Source organism: Microcoleus sp. Pol7_A1 (assembly GCF_036701085.1).
In the GTDB taxonomy this organism is placed as follows: Bacteria; Cyanobacteriota; Cyanobacteriia; order Cyanobacteriales; family Microcoleaceae; genus Microcoleus; species Microcoleus asticus.
This window is the reverse complement of sequence record NZ_JAUBQD010000103.1, coordinates 1-13,665: the sequence shown is the minus strand read 5'-3', so window position 1 is coordinate 13,665 and position 13,665 is coordinate 1. Positions and strand designations below refer to the sequence as shown.

The 13,665-nt window shown below is 45.3% G+C and carries 12 protein-coding genes; 2 read left to right on the top strand and 10 right to left on the bottom strand.

The genetic code is table 11. The annotated features are described in order from the left end of the window. Positions 1 to 583: 583 nt before the first annotated feature. The 6 genes from QUA20_RS30405 to QUA20_RS30380 all read right to left on the bottom strand — a co-directional run bounded on the left by QUA20_RS30405 (position 584) and on the right by QUA20_RS30380 (position 10,464). Positions 584 to 2,881 (bottom strand): serine/threonine phosphatase, encoded by a 2,298-nt coding sequence (locus QUA20_RS30405; protein WP_333193993.1) that lies wholly within the window; start codon positions 2,879 to 2,881, stop codon positions 584 to 586. A 476-nt stretch (positions 2,882 to 3,357) separates the two neighbouring features. Beyond that, a complete protein-coding gene (locus QUA20_RS30400; protein WP_333193992.1) occupies positions 3,358 to 5,913 on the bottom strand; it encodes a DHH family phosphoesterase in 2,556 nt (851 codons plus the stop codon). 232 nt (positions 5,914 to 6,145) lie between these two features. Continuing rightward, on the bottom strand, positions 6,146 to 6,961 hold the full coding sequence (locus QUA20_RS30395; protein ID WP_333193991.1) for a PD-(D/E)XK nuclease family protein: 816 nt from the start codon (positions 6,959 to 6,961) through the stop codon (positions 6,146 to 6,148). Between the two features lie 69 nt (positions 6,962 to 7,030). After that, positions 7,031 to 9,331 carry a Piwi domain-containing protein gene (locus QUA20_RS30390; protein WP_333193990.1) on the bottom strand — a complete coding sequence of 767 codons (2,301 nt, stop codon included), beginning with the start codon at positions 9,329 to 9,331 and terminating at the stop codon, positions 7,031 to 7,033. Then, positions 9,328 to 10,152, bottom strand: coding sequence for a PD-(D/E)XK nuclease family protein (locus QUA20_RS30385; RefSeq protein WP_333193988.1), 825 nt, complete (start codon positions 10,150 to 10,152; stop codon positions 9,328 to 9,330). Before QUA20_RS30385 ends, QUA20_RS30390 begins: the two co-directional genes overlap by 4 nt. 36 nt (positions 10,153 to 10,188) lie before the next feature. Continuing rightward, positions 10,189 to 10,464: a hypothetical protein gene (locus tag QUA20_RS30380; protein WP_333193986.1), complete on the bottom strand. Its 276-nt coding sequence runs from the start codon at positions 10,462 to 10,464 to the stop codon at positions 10,189 to 10,191. A 92-nt stretch (positions 10,465 to 10,556) separates the two neighbouring features. Here QUA20_RS30380 and QUA20_RS30375 point away from each other — a divergent pair, with 92 nt between their 5' ends. Next, positions 10,557 to 10,928 (top strand): helix-turn-helix transcriptional regulator, encoded by a 372-nt coding sequence (locus QUA20_RS30375; RefSeq protein ID WP_333193985.1) that lies wholly within the window; start codon positions 10,557 to 10,559, stop codon positions 10,926 to 10,928. Next, positions 10,925 to 11,566: an ImmA/IrrE family metallo-endopeptidase gene (locus tag QUA20_RS30370; protein ID WP_333193984.1), complete on the top strand. Its 642-nt coding sequence runs from the start codon at positions 10,925 to 10,927 to the stop codon at positions 11,564 to 11,566. The genes QUA20_RS30375 and QUA20_RS30370 overlap by 4 nt, the downstream gene beginning before the upstream one ends. A 114-nt stretch (positions 11,567 to 11,680) precedes the next feature. Here QUA20_RS30370 and QUA20_RS30365 read toward each other — a convergent pair whose 3' ends face one another. The 4 genes from QUA20_RS30365 to QUA20_RS30350 form a co-directional block, all read right to left on the bottom strand. Further along, positions 11,681 to 11,986, bottom strand: coding sequence for a type II toxin-antitoxin system RelE/ParE family toxin (locus tag QUA20_RS30365; RefSeq protein ID WP_172190573.1), 306 nt, complete (start codon positions 11,984 to 11,986; stop codon positions 11,681 to 11,683). Continuing rightward, entirely contained in the window at positions 11,983 to 12,237 is a 255-nt protein-coding gene (locus QUA20_RS30360) for a type II toxin-antitoxin system ParD family antitoxin (RefSeq protein ID WP_333193983.1), read from the bottom strand. The genes QUA20_RS30365 and QUA20_RS30360 overlap by 4 nt, the downstream gene beginning before the upstream one ends. 164 nt (positions 12,238 to 12,401) lie before the next feature. Further along, positions 12,402 to 13,070: a Uma2 family endonuclease gene (locus QUA20_RS30355; protein ID WP_333193982.1), complete on the bottom strand. Its 669-nt coding sequence runs from the start codon at positions 13,068 to 13,070 to the stop codon at positions 12,402 to 12,404. A gap of 130 nt (positions 13,071 to 13,200) precedes the next feature. Next, positions 13,201 to 13,461, bottom strand: coding sequence for a hypothetical protein (locus tag QUA20_RS30350; RefSeq protein ID WP_333193981.1), 261 nt, complete (start codon positions 13,459 to 13,461; stop codon positions 13,201 to 13,203). Between the last annotated feature and the right edge of the window lie 204 nt (positions 13,462 to 13,665).

Sequence of the window (13,665 nt, the reverse complement as noted above, 5' to 3'; positions counted from 1 at the left end):
AAGTGATGTTGTACTAGGCTTTGGACAGATTTTAGCTCATAAGCTTGCACACGCTCCGCGTTCAAACCAGTCAAAGTCTTTCTCTGTCAAGGTTTTAGGCTTTTTCGGCAAGCCCTATGTAGGGCGGGCAATTCTCGCCTAGGCCACATTGCGCAGAGAGCGATCGGGTATAATAAAAGAGATTTTGCATCAGCCCCCCCCTGCTGCCTCACTTCATTTTAGTTTATTTTTTGTTGATTGCACTAACTCTTTATGTAGGTAAAAGCTCTTTCAGCTAGGATGAATCCACTCACTATCAAGCCTGTTTTTTCCCCAGATTCCCAGAATAGACTCTCAAAATTCAAGCTACTGATAAATGGTGTGTCCTCAACAGCTATTCTGCAATCGTATGGGGGCTGCAATCAGTTTTTGAGCACTCAAACAGAAGCTGTTTCAACACCGGATTCCTAATAGTAGAGCGAGCAGTAAAGCCTTGCCCGGAAACAGCCGAAGCTGTATCCTTTCTCTGCAACAATTGCAGGTTTAACCCAGGCAGTCGCGAGGCAAAGGCGGCGCCTTTGAAAAAGTTTGCAGCATCCAAATTCTAAAATCGAAATGCGCCTACCTGCGCCCGAATGATAATTGCCGTGATATTGTCGTGACCGTTGCGTTTGTTGCCTAGTTCAATCAACTCGGCAACTCCCTGGTCGAGATCGGCTTGGGGATTGAAGAGGGGTTCGAGAGTGTTCTGCCAGTGAGTTTCCAACAAATCATTATCTGTCAGGCCGTCGGAAGCCAAAATTAATAAGGTATCTTCGCACAAGTCTAAAAACTGCACCTCAGGCTTGATAAAATTACTGTCTCGCGGGCCGATGGCTTGAGTTAGTTGATAGGCGTCGGGACGGGCATAAGCAGTTTCCGGGTCAACCCCGCGCTTAATTTCGCGCTGCCCTACTTCGTGGTCTGAGGTGATTTTTTCTAGGGTCTGTCCCTTTCTGAGTCGGTAGAGGCGGCTGTCGCCGACGTGGGCAACGGCGAATTGGGTGTCTTGAACTAAGACTGCGACTAGAGTTGTACCCATGCGGGCGCTGCCGGAGCGTCCGTCCTTTTGATTGATTTCAAAGATGGCTTTGTTGGCTAGCAGCACGCCCTCGCGAATGGTGTCTGCCGGAGGAAGTTGATTTTCCCAAGTGCTTTGAAAGAATTCTCTGAGGGTTTCAGCGGCTAGTTGACTGGCTATTTCTCCGCTGTCGTGTCCGCCCATGCCGTCGCAGAGAATGTAAAGCCCTTTGGTTTGAAAGATGCGACCGAAGGAGCTTTCGAGTTTGTTGAGCTGAGTCCAGATGCTGAAGAAGTCTTCATTGTGGTCGCGCGTGCGGCCAACATCGGTGAGGCCTGCGTCTTCTAAGCTGTAAATCTGGAGCGGCATGGGCTGGGTTAAGACCTCGCCAACGTCGGGGGAGGAATCGTCGAGGCTGCGGTAATGCCTGCGCGTCGGGGTTGAGCTTGGTGAAGGTGCGGATTGGAGTTCGAGGGGAACAGTTTCTAGGCGCGATCGCAATTCTTCGATTGTGTTAATCTCGCCTCTGTACATTTGTTGCAGCAGTTCGAGCAATGCGCCACACTGAGTGCGATCGGACTGGCTAAATATTACCTGCCACAATTGCCCCAAATCTACCAGTTGCAGGTTTGAGCCTGCAGGTTCGGGATAGAGGTATTGCAGCCGCAAAGAAGCCAAGGAAAAGGAAGAGTCGGGGTTGACTCGTAAATTTGTCAGTTCCAACAAGCTTTGCCGACAGCGCCAGGGTTCTAGGGCAGCCCACAGTTCTGTCATTTCGTGCAGCCAGTATAAAATTTGCTGGGTGGAAGTTTCGGGTTGATTCCACCGTTCTACCAGCAGAGGCCATTGAGAGCAGTCTTCTAGCAGCAGCACTGCCTGTTCGTTGTCTGACCAGCTATCGTGAATGACTGGCAGGTTTTGAGAGAATTGCCACCGGAGTGCCAGATAAGGTTCAGCTATGCCTTGGCAAAGCTCTGCTAAGGCGGTATTTGTCGAATTTTCTCCGCGAATTGCTGGGGTGTAGGGGGACGTTCGTCTGGCGACGCTGGCAGAGTTGGCTGCTAGCATGGCTTTGAGGGGTGACATTTCCAGCGGCTGACAGTCCAATACTGTTACTGCTACTGTGTCTGAGAGTTTTCTCGGCGGCACTGTTTCTAGGAGTTGGTAGCGCTGCTGGGTGTCTAAATAAGCTCCTGCTTGCTGGGAAGGGATTAAATATTCTGAATTGGGGGCGGGGAATTCTGGAGATTGGGGAGAGATGTCAGCTATGTTTGGGCTGTCGGGGTTATCTGTTGCTTCGTGGATTTGTTTAGGCTGTGGTGCTGTTGTAAAATTGCGCTCAGATGGGGTTATTTCGCGCTCTGGTGCTGTATTAGAGCATTTTTCGGTTGTTGGAAAGGATGCTGGTGCGATCGCCCCCGCGGCTACCACAGCGTCCATTTCTGGGCTGCTGAATTCGCCGTCGCTTGGCTGTGGAGAAGTTGGTGCGACTGCTGTTCGGAGTTCGGCTGGGGTGGTTATGTCTGTTTTAATCGCGTCTGTGATGGGTTCAGGAGAGTTTTGGGGCGATGCGATTCCTGGAACTATCTCTGGTTTTTGCGGAAACTCGGCTGGGGGTAGGGTTGACTCGTCTGGCTCGACTGCTGGAAAATTCGATCGACCGCAGATAATGGCCCGCCACACTTGACCTGTTGTGACGCCGCAATTCTGACATTGTTTGGCGCTAAAAGCGACTTGGGCACCGCATTCGTGGCAAGGTTTGTAAATTAGGGAAGTTCCGCATTGTTGACAAAACTTGTTTGGAGCGGGATTTTCAAATTGGCAGCGGGGACAGAGGAGCATAGGGGTTTTAAATTGGAGATTGGCTATAGAGTTTGGCGGTGGGGAGTTTTAGGTTTTGGCCTGTGAGTTAGGAGTTATGAGTTTTGGGCCTGACTCGCAACGGATAACTCTCACGGCCCTATGCCTTATTTTATCGGGATGAATTGAGAACTAAGATATTTCTTAGAACTGAGATGTGGCATCCGTGTCAGGAATAGACCCAACCAGATCAGCAAAAACCTGTCTCGCTTCACAGGCCAAAAAGCCCGCCCCACTGGCGGCAAGAGCGTGCGGGCCCCACAAGAAAAGTTATCTCGTGAGTGGAACTGGCATCCTGCCTATGCTTAACAATGGTGGCAGATATCAGTTAAAACTCATATGTTTTACCATTCTCTATAATTCTTTCAGGACGGGCTGGCGTGCCCACCCCACAATAAAATTCATGTGTTGTGGAACAGGCCCGACGGCCTGTTCTCAAGAATGGTGCTAGATATGAGTTAAAAGGGATTTGCTGTAGAATCTTCTTGGAAAACGGTCTCTCGGGCGATCGATTGAATGGTGGAGAGGGGTACTTCACAGAAATATTTCCGCCGGAATTGTTCTTCAGAGACTGCTGCTAGGAATTGCGCTGCAAAACGGGCGGCGATGGGGGAATTTGGCACTGAGAATTGAAGGGATTGGCTATCTAATAACGGTTGGGGGATTTGATATGGCGCGTCTTGCTGCTGTGCGGTTTCGGATTGTCTCGCGATGTGGAAAGCTCGATCGCGATAATTGATTTGGAAACCGAGATATGTTAAGGTTTTGAACCCCAGTTGCAGCGATGTGTCGCTGATGCCGAGTTTTTGGCGGAGTTGTTGTCTGGTGACGGGTTTTTTGGTGCGGCTGAGGTATTTGGCGATGCCGATTAGCTGTTGGCAGATTTGCTGTGGGGGTACGAGTGGGGGTAAAGTATAGGCGATCGCGAGTTTTTTCTGAGTGTGCTGTGCTTGGCGAAACCAGATCCGCAGTTCGTCCCAGCTTGCGGGGCATTCTTTGAGGACGATCGAGTTTTCGCGATCGACCATTTCGGAATTGTAAACTAGATTGTCGATCGGCATTTGAGATTCTAAGTTTGTGCTGGCTGCTACCAACTCTTCATCATTATTTCTATTGCGCCAGTCTACGATCCAATCTATTTTAGTCTGAGAATTGATTTGGTTGTCTTCCGTGCGTTCCCGCACTGATACGAGGCGCACTTCATAGCGCGATTTGTAAGTATTAAAATCTAGTTCGACGGTGACATCGCAGCGGCCTTGGGGAATTTCGTTTTGATTGTGTCCCCACCAAATCCCGGGAAATCCCGTATCGCTAGATTCATCCCTAATTGTAAATTCTGTTTTAATATATTCTACTTTTTGTCCTTTCAAATCCTTGATTTTTTGATTCCAGAGATTGTCAAACCAGCAGTTTTCAATCAGCAATTTGGGGGCGGGGTTGCCCATACCGCACGGTTCGAGCAATTTTAGTTCTTGAAATAAGTCTTTGCCTAATTCGGAGACAGTAATTTTTAGGTCGGCTTGAACGGTGGCGGATGTTAAACTATCTGTACTGTATTGTTGCCGCAGTTGCTGATTTACCCCATCGGTAAATAGGGGGATATTTTCAACGGGGAGACTTAATCCGGCAGCGAAGGGATGACCGCCAAATCTGTGCAATAAATGCGCTTGGCCTTTGACTAATTGGTAAAGGTCGATTTGATTGGCGGAACGCGCCGAACCCCTGGCAATTTTGGATGGAGAAAGTTTTTGTGATTCTGGATCTAAGAAAGAGGTAAATTGCGTTTCCTGGGAATTTTCGTTAATTTCTTCGCTTCCTTCTGTGCTGAATAAAATCACGGGGCGGCCGTATTCTTGGGCGATTTGTCCTGCTACTAATCCTAATACACCTACGGGCCATTGGGGGTCGCTGAGGACGATGACGCTAGTAGTTGAAAGGTCGAGTTTGGCTAATTTGTTGGCGGCATCTTTGGCAACATCTTTTTGTAAAGATTTGCGCCGGGAGTTTGCAATTTCGGTTAAATTTGCTAATTCTTCGCAGCGTTTTTTGTCGCGGCTGGTGAGGAGTTCTACGCAGAAGCTGGCGTCGCCTTGAATGCGGCTGACGGCGTTGATTCGTGGGCCGAGCCCGAAGGAAATGTCGGTTGGGCGATCGCCCGATCGCTTGCACAGTTCGAGCAATTTTGCCACTCCCGGGCGGGTGGGATTTGCGAGTTGTTTTTGCAGTTGTTCGATTCCGAGTTGTGCTAGGTAGCGGCAGTCTCCTGTGAGTTGGACTAAATCGGCAATTAAGCCGATCGCTACTAATTCTAATAAATCTGTGAGCGGGCGCTGAGGAATATCCGGTAATGTGTGATATAATGCTTCAACTAATTTGTAAGCTACTCCCACTCCTGAAAGGTTAAATAGTTGGTGGTTGGGGGGAAAGTAGCGGGGATTGATAATGGCTGTAGTTGGTGGGCGATCGTCTGGTAATGTATGATGGTCGGTGATAATTGTATCGATGTTTAAGCTGGTGGCATATTTGATTTCGGCGATGTTTGTACTGCCTGTATCGCAGGTAATAATTAAGGTAATTCCGGATTTTGCTAAGGCGTCTATTCCCGGAACATTGAGTCCGTGAGATTCGGTTAAGCGGTTGGGAATGTAATAAGTTAGTTGGTCGTTTTGAGCAAAAAATTCTCCCAGTCCGTCCCAAAGTACGGAAGTTGAAGTAATGCCGTCGGCGTCAAAATCTCCCCAAATTGCGACTTTTTCTCCGCTATTTCTTGCTTGCTGGATTCTTGCGATCGCCCAGTTCATTTCTAGCCCGAATTCAAAGGGACTTGCTGGTTGGTAAAGTTTTGGATTTAAGAAACCGAGTATTTGTTCCGGGTTTTGAATTCCTCTATACCAGAGAAGTGCAGCGGCATAGTTTCCGGGGAGTTCTGGTGCATGGTTTCTGACAGCTTCTATCAGCCAAGCTGGGGGTTGGGGTAAGAGTTGATTTTGCCAGTGTTGAGGGTTTTCTGTCATTCGATTTTAGATTTTAGTTTTAGATTTTAGATTGTAACCACAGATGAATCTAGGGGCTTGTTTGTATGTTAAATAAGACTTATGCAAGTAACTTGTTCCCAGGCAGTTCCTGGGAACTCATTTCCAGAGGAAGAGCCTCGCTGACGATGGGAAAATTGGAGGCTATGCCTCCGTATCTGCGTTACCAGGCAGAGCCTAGTAACGAGTAAAATTTGGGGGGTTTGTTTATATATTAAATAAATATTTCGTCGATTATAGCAAGATTTGGCAGCCAATCTGTGGGAGTTTCTGCCGGAAGATTTGCTGAGGAAGCTTTGATTTCTGGTGTGCGGTTGCAGCGAGTGGCGAATTGACAGGAATCGCAAAGATTGGAACTAATTTCTACTTGGGGTAAGAATTCACCTTTGTCGGTATAGCGCTGTCGCCAGTCGGTTAGCTGCTGCAATAGGTGGGTTAAATCTTGTTTTGTGCGATCGTGTTCTGTTTGGTTGTAATAAAAGGTGAGTTTTTGCGGCGGTTCTTCTCCTTGCAATTGTACGAACCAGTATGTCATGGAAACTTGTTCGGGGGAATAGTCGCTGGTTTCTACTAAGACGTATAAATAGAGGCGAGTTTGCCAACTTTCGGCTATCCATTTTGATTTTTGAGGGCGGGGATAGGTTTTCCAGTCGAGAATTTGGGCGGCGTTTGGTTCTGCTATTAGCAAGTCATAGATAACTGTGAATAGGTAGTCTTGGAAAATTAGGGTGCGGGGGTGTTCGGCTTGGCGGAAAATTCGATCGCTATTTTCTGAATTGGCGAATAGTTCGGGTGCGGTGTTGATAAATGCTGCCACACAGCGTCCCAGTTCGGGGTCTTGTTGGATGATAAATTCAATGGGAAGTCCGAGTTCTCGCTGCTGCATTAATAGGTGAAAGTGGCTTCCCCATGTGAGTTTTTCTTTGTGTTCTGGGGAGGCTGTGGTGGCGAGTAGTTCGAGGTAGCTGTGTTGGAATTTGCGGGGGCATTCTTCGAGGATTTTGAGTTGGGTTTGAGAGAGTCGGAGCATTTTTTTGGTGTGATGGTGTTGGTTTTTGGTAGGGTTTTATTAGAGTGGTGGGTGGAAGGGCGATCTGGCTTAAAGCCAAAATTGTTTATCCCCATCCAATGCACCTGGAGAAATACCTTGTAACCGCCGATAAGCGATGCGGTCAGAACCATATAAGGGAACGGGTAAACGTGGCTCTTTAAGTGCTCCATGATGCAATAAAGTAAGTTTAAGTGTTGTTTCTACTAAACTTTCAATTGATACTTCCTGTCCTTCATCAGGAATAACCTTCAAACGTAAGGGATAAGGCAGACCCATCTTCTCATTCTTCACTTCTGTGGTCACCAAAATCACTTCATATGCAGATAGTCGAAGTGCTAGACCTTTTGTGGGTGCTTTTAAAGCTAACTGAGCAAAGTTGTAAAGTCGGGGAACTTGAGACTTGATACATTCCACCAAAATAAAATTAGAGCTAATTGCTTTCGCTCGTTCCCGTAAATACTTGACTTCATTACCACAAAAATGTCCATCGCGGTAAATTAGTACAGTTTTTCCAGTTAGGCCATGAGCCGGAAGAAACCTCTCTAGTGTTCGTTTATCGATTTCTTCACCCTGTGTCAAAGCATCTTCTAGCCTATAGCGAATAAATTCTCCTTGCCGATCGTAAAGACGCACACTTGCACAAACATTCAAGCTTCCGCTTCCCTTCTTTTTGGGAGTTCTGGAAATATCCAATCCGATGAAATAATCAGCAATCTTTAAAGGCTCAGCTAGAATAAAGGGCAAGTTACCTAACTTTGCTAAAATCCCTGGAATGACTTGATTGAGAATATTTCCGTGATTTTTAGTATCTTGCAACGTCTCCTCGTAAATAACTTGGCTTGCTTTTCCGTGTCGGAGTAACTGCGAAGAAATAAACGCATAAAAACTGCAGTCTTCGCTATTGTCGGTATTGCGATCGCTCTCAGGTAAAAAAGTCAAAACAATATCTGAGGGAATCTCTATTAGTTCATATATAGCTTGTTCCAATCTAACTTTAGCCTCAGCCTTACTCAAGCCGTGGAGCGAAACTACTTTAATTCTACTCTCATCAATCTCCTTGGTAGTTGGGTCTCTGAAACTGAGGGTTTCAAAGTTATACTTTATCAGCCGTTTCTGAACTTCATCAAGGAAATAGGTCTTTACCTTAAAATCACCTACCTTTAAAACTGAAATTCGCATAGCTCTTGGTGGCTTAATGTAATCATCGTGACAGCGATAAACACCACCCTTAGAAAGTCCTTGCAATACATCACGTCTTTTGCCAATAATGTCTTTTCCAAAAAGAAGGTTGGTTTCCTCAAGTTTAAAAGCTACCGGCAAAAATAAATTTGGATACTGGCGACTATTAATACTATCATTCAACTCAAATCCAAAATCTTTGAGAGAATTTGCAGCTTTCTGTTTATATGAGATAAAACAATCTTTTCGCTGTTGGTAGGGAATTTTTGTTTCCTTGAGTAAGTCTCCGTATTTTACCTCAAAGCGATCGGCGGTTTCCTCTGTGACACAGGGACGCAAAGCAGAAATTGGATAGTGATACTCAGTTGGATTTTTGCCAAACTGGACTGCAACAACAACTTGATCGTCTGGTGCTTCTTGAAGTTTTAGTTTGCTCTGTGCACCTGTTGCTTTATCGATGAGGTCTTGTCTGCGTCCTCCTTCTCCAATCGGGCCTACCATAGCAGTAATGGTAGCAAAACTATTATTTTCAATATTTCTAACTTTCAAACCTATTAAAAGTTCTTTCGGTTTGTTCCTATATGGATGATTTTCGTAAAATTCATCCAATGTAGTTTGGTAAACGAAGTAGCTGTGAGGTGTTAAAACTAAAGCCGGATATTCACCATCTTGCAAGTCAATAGTTTCTGCCCAAAAATTAGCTTCACGCTTGACTTCAACATGATTTTCAGACCAAACAGTATCAGCCGATGAGAACTCCGAACTTCTTTGCAAGATTCTAACAGCTAATTGAGCAAGGATAGGAGCTGTTACCTGCGGTTCCCGTACCCATTGGATAGAGTAGGATCGATCGCCAATATCTTCTCTCAACTCCTCTTCAATTTCTACCAGTGCCTCTCGCCACTTTTCTTTAGTGGGCATGGGTTGATTAGGTTGACCTAAAACCCAAAAATATTTGTCTTCCCAGATAGTAACTAGCTGATGAGGAAATTCTTGATTAGTAAACTTTTGGCAAAAACGCCAGCTAAATCGGTTGCCAATTTTGCGATCTACTTCAGGAGTCAGTCGAAAGCAGATTAAATTCGGTTGCGAAATACTCAGCGGGAAAATCTCGCTCAAATATGTTGGTGAAGGAGAGACTTGTGGGGTAATTTGAACAGCAGCAGTCATGCGGCAACCTCTAATATTACAGAAGAAAATTCACAAATTGAGTTAAAGGGACAGTAAGAACAGTTTGAACCAGGATTAGGTGGAAAAATTATGTCGAACTCAGCCGGATCGTCGCGGTAACGCTTCAAATCTTTTTGATGTCGTTGAGCAATCAGCGACATCTCTATTTTGAAAGCTTGTAGTGTATCAGCCGTTGCCCTGAGTGGGTCAGACTGCTTGCCTGTTTCCAAATTATAAAATGAGGCGATAGCTGGCTGAGACGGGTAGAGATAACTGGCTGCTAGCAAGTAAAGATATGCCTGTCGCCGATCGAATTCAGATTTACCTGTTTTGAAATCTAAAATGTGTATGGTTCCATCGGGTTCGGCAAAAATGCAGTCTATCGCCGCAAAGAAGTTAAACAGATAATTCCCCTGCTTCAGAATAATTGGTGGGGGAAATCCCTCATCACCTCGGTTCAGTTTAATGATGTTCTTGCCTAAAAGAATCGGTTGCTGGTGGTAATTGGTCAGGATGAGAATTACTCGTTCCTGAACAGGAGTTGACTCTTGGCTTAATTGCAGAATTTCTGCAACTAGCTCTACAGCATCTTTGCGCGAGAATAGTTTAGGGTTTTGATGAAATTCATAAACTCCTTGCTGTGCAAGTATTCCAATTCGTTGAGGTGTGTTGTCTAAATCTTTAACTGCTGCGACTCCAGGTTCTCGCTGTCGTGCCCTAGCAAAACCTCGCTTCATATCGCAGTGGAAGTATTCTTGCCCTACTGGTGGAGCAAACTGTGACCAAAGATTATAGCTGGCAAATGCCCAAATTTTGTCCATGAGTTTAGCCCTCTATTTTAGAGGGCTGTTATTGGTTCATTTGGTTAAAATTTCGTGGATGGCGGTTTTTGCTTTGACGGATTTGGAAACCTCAGTTTGGTTCGCCAATTCAAAGGTACGCAAGCCTTCCAGCATTTGTTTGGCGGCCTTCCTCAGCTTTTGATTCCGACTTGTCCGTTGAACTTCCTCAAGCAAAACTGGCAGGGGTCTGCCGATTGAGAAGCACAGTTGGTCGGGATTGAAGGGTTGTTTTTTCATGCTGTGGCTCCACAAAGGTCTGTCTTGACCTATTATAGTGTTTATATTGTTCATGTTGACCAATTTGGCCAACAAACATACTTTAGACCCTGTTGAAGATAAAGTCAAGATAGATTACAATTTTTCCATGATAAGGGACTACAGCCGTGAGCGAGACGTTTGGCAAGCTGATTCGTCAAGCCCGTAAGGACAAGGAATATAGCCAGCGCGAGCTGGCAAAGTTGATCGGTGTGGATTATACCTACCTATCCAAACTGGAAAACGACCACGCTGGGTATCCTCCCAGTGAGGATGTCATTGAGGCGTTAGCGCGTCATTTGGATTTGACCGATCGTACAGATGACCTCAAACGCCTAGCAGGTAGGATTACACCAGATGATGCCAAAGTTTTTGAGGATCTGGTCAAAAAGTACAGGCAAATGCCTGCGTTGCTGCGCCGGATGCGGGATGAGCCAGAATTTGCACAACAATTACTGCGCCAAACCACACAATTAGAAGGTGAGGATAGGAAGAGTTGAAAGTAATCAACCAGTATCAAATATTTTCAAAACAGGAAATTGAGCTTCGTGCGATGGATGTTCTTGCGCGCGTCAATAAAAAGCGCAAGCGTCCTCTAAAATGGCCTATTGATGCTGGTCATGTTGCTGAAGCTTTAGGATTGGATATGGATTGTGGCTACATACCTCCTGATGCAAAAGGGGCGATTGCTGCCATGATTCTACCTACTGAACGTAAAATTATAATGAACGAAAAGAGTCTGGAACTGCCTAAAGGTTTTGAAGAATCTTCAATAGCTCACGAAATAGGACATTGGGAGCTTCACATAGATCAAAAAGCGGTTTCTCGTTTAGAAGAAGAGCAAAAGCGTGGTGTTGAGAGCGCCGTAGAGCCATTTTTATGTCGCAGTATTAGCAGTCAGCAAGGGATAGAATGGCAAGCACAGTATTTTGCTAGTTGTTTGCTGATGCCCAGCTTTAAGCTAGAAGAAGTACGAAGAGGACGCGATCTAACCAACTGGAAACATCTTTATGCAATGCGAGATGAACTTGGCGTAACAATATCCAATCTGATAAATCGTCTGCAAGACCTTCGCTGGATTTACATTGGCAAGGGTTCTAAGCAAATCTATCTTGGTGATACACGAACAAATGGGTAGAAAAGTTTGTTTTAGTGAATTGCGATCGCCTACCTCTCTCATCCCAAATCCAAAAGTGCGAGCGCCCTTTTCTTTCCCAAGTGCGATCGCTCGTTCAGATATATTCAAAGCTAATTAGTCTTCCCCTAACTCTGAAAACAATAATTCCAAGTCTCGATCGCCCCGTAGCACGCGAGCAATATCAATCCCGTCCGATCTCGGGTAATAAAAAATTAAATAATCCCTAACAATAAATCCGCGCAAGTTGGGGGATAACCTCTCATAGCGTTTGCCCATATTGGGAAATTCGGCGACAAGTTTACATTTTTGACGAATTGCATCAAAAAGCTCGCTGGCTGCCCTGGAACTATTGCCAGCAATGTACTCACAAATCTCATTCAAGTCTCGGACGGCTTCATCTGAAAATGTATAACTGTTCATGCCCCTGACTGTTCTCTTCGATCGATCTTTTCTTGAATTTTGGCAAACACAAGTTCTCCATCTGTCACTTGTCCCTTAGCAATTTGTGCAGTTCCCACTGCTATTTTCTGGCGGAGTTCTTCGATGCGTTGTTTTCGTTCTTTTAAAAGTGCGATCGCTTCTCCAATTAGTTCTTCAGCGCTGCCATATTTTCCGCTTTGAATTTGCGCTCGAATAAACTCTTCGTATTCCGGCTTTAAGACAATATTCATTGACTTGCTCCTTTAAATCACAGAAAGGTTACTGCACGATCGTGACATCTTTTGTAGATTAGCTTAGCACAAATATCAACATTCTCAGAGATTGTGGCAGACCTAGAGTCGAGCTTGAAAAAATTATTGTGAATCGCGGGCGATCGCACTTTTCGCCAACCTCTCTACAACTTCCCAATTTGTTGAGCAAACCACATCGCAGCCGTCCCATTTCCCTCACCCAAAAGTTTCAAAGTCTCCGATAGTAAAGCAATTGGCAATCCCTCAAGGGCTCCGGAAATTTCGCATTCCTGATATTTCCCGTTTTCCTGCAAGCGAAATGCCAAAACTCTCTCCCCCTTAATATCTACTACCCAATACTCAGGAATTCCCAAAGCAGCATACAAGCGCTTCTTTTGATCTAAATCGCTTGCCAAAGTCGTATCGGAAGTTTCTATCACTAAATCGGGAATTCGCGATTTATTTAGATTAAGTCGGCGCGGTTCCCCTTTTTGCCACTGGATAAATTCTCCGCCGACATATAAAATGCGATCGGGCGCACCTCCTCCCACCTTTGGCTTCTCAATTACACATCCACCCAAATCATCGAAAGCTTGTCCTCCTTTGCTGACAAACCAGGCGTAAAATACCAGCGTCAAGAGGTTGTTAAATCTGGCGTGCTGAGGCCCTTCATTACCCATGTCTATCCAAAGATACCCTTGATAAAAAAATATTCTCGCTTCCTCCAAAGAAGGATCTTCGCAGGCTGCTACATAATCTTCCCAAGTCGCGGCTTGCCATTGAGGAATTCCACCCACTTGAGACACGATGAATTTTGCAGTTGTAGAAGTCATGATTTAAAAGCAAATTGAGGATAAAATTATCCTAACTTAGGTTGATATTTATCTGCTGTGGTAATTGGTATTTAGTAATTTGTCAATTTTTATAGCCCCCCTTTTTTAAGGGGGGCTCAGATTCTTGTGCTTATCGAATTGCTATGGGCGCCGCAATTGGTACTTCTAAGTCTGGTTGCAAGTCAAAGACTACGACAAGCGTTGCTTGAGGCATGAGTTGACGCAGACACAGCAAGTGTCCGTCAGCATCCGATCGACTGCGAAATCGCCCCACAATCGCCCGCTGCATACTGGGCATGAGTTTGGCGATCGCCCAAGGGTAAAGGCGTTTTTGGTACGCGATCGCACCAGGATTCGCTGCGAATCCCTGTTGATAACCGTTTTGTGGCATAATCGTGTTGTATTCGTAAGGAGTACACAAAAGGCGTTAGTAAGTTTCTTGGCGGGAATGTACTAACGCCTTTTCCATTAAAATTCAAGCACATATCACAAGAATTGTCAATTGTCAATTCTTAACGCTAAGGAATGAAAATTTAATAACATTAGCGTCTGCTAAATAGTCGGAACTGCACGATAATTCCATTTTGGTAGATAT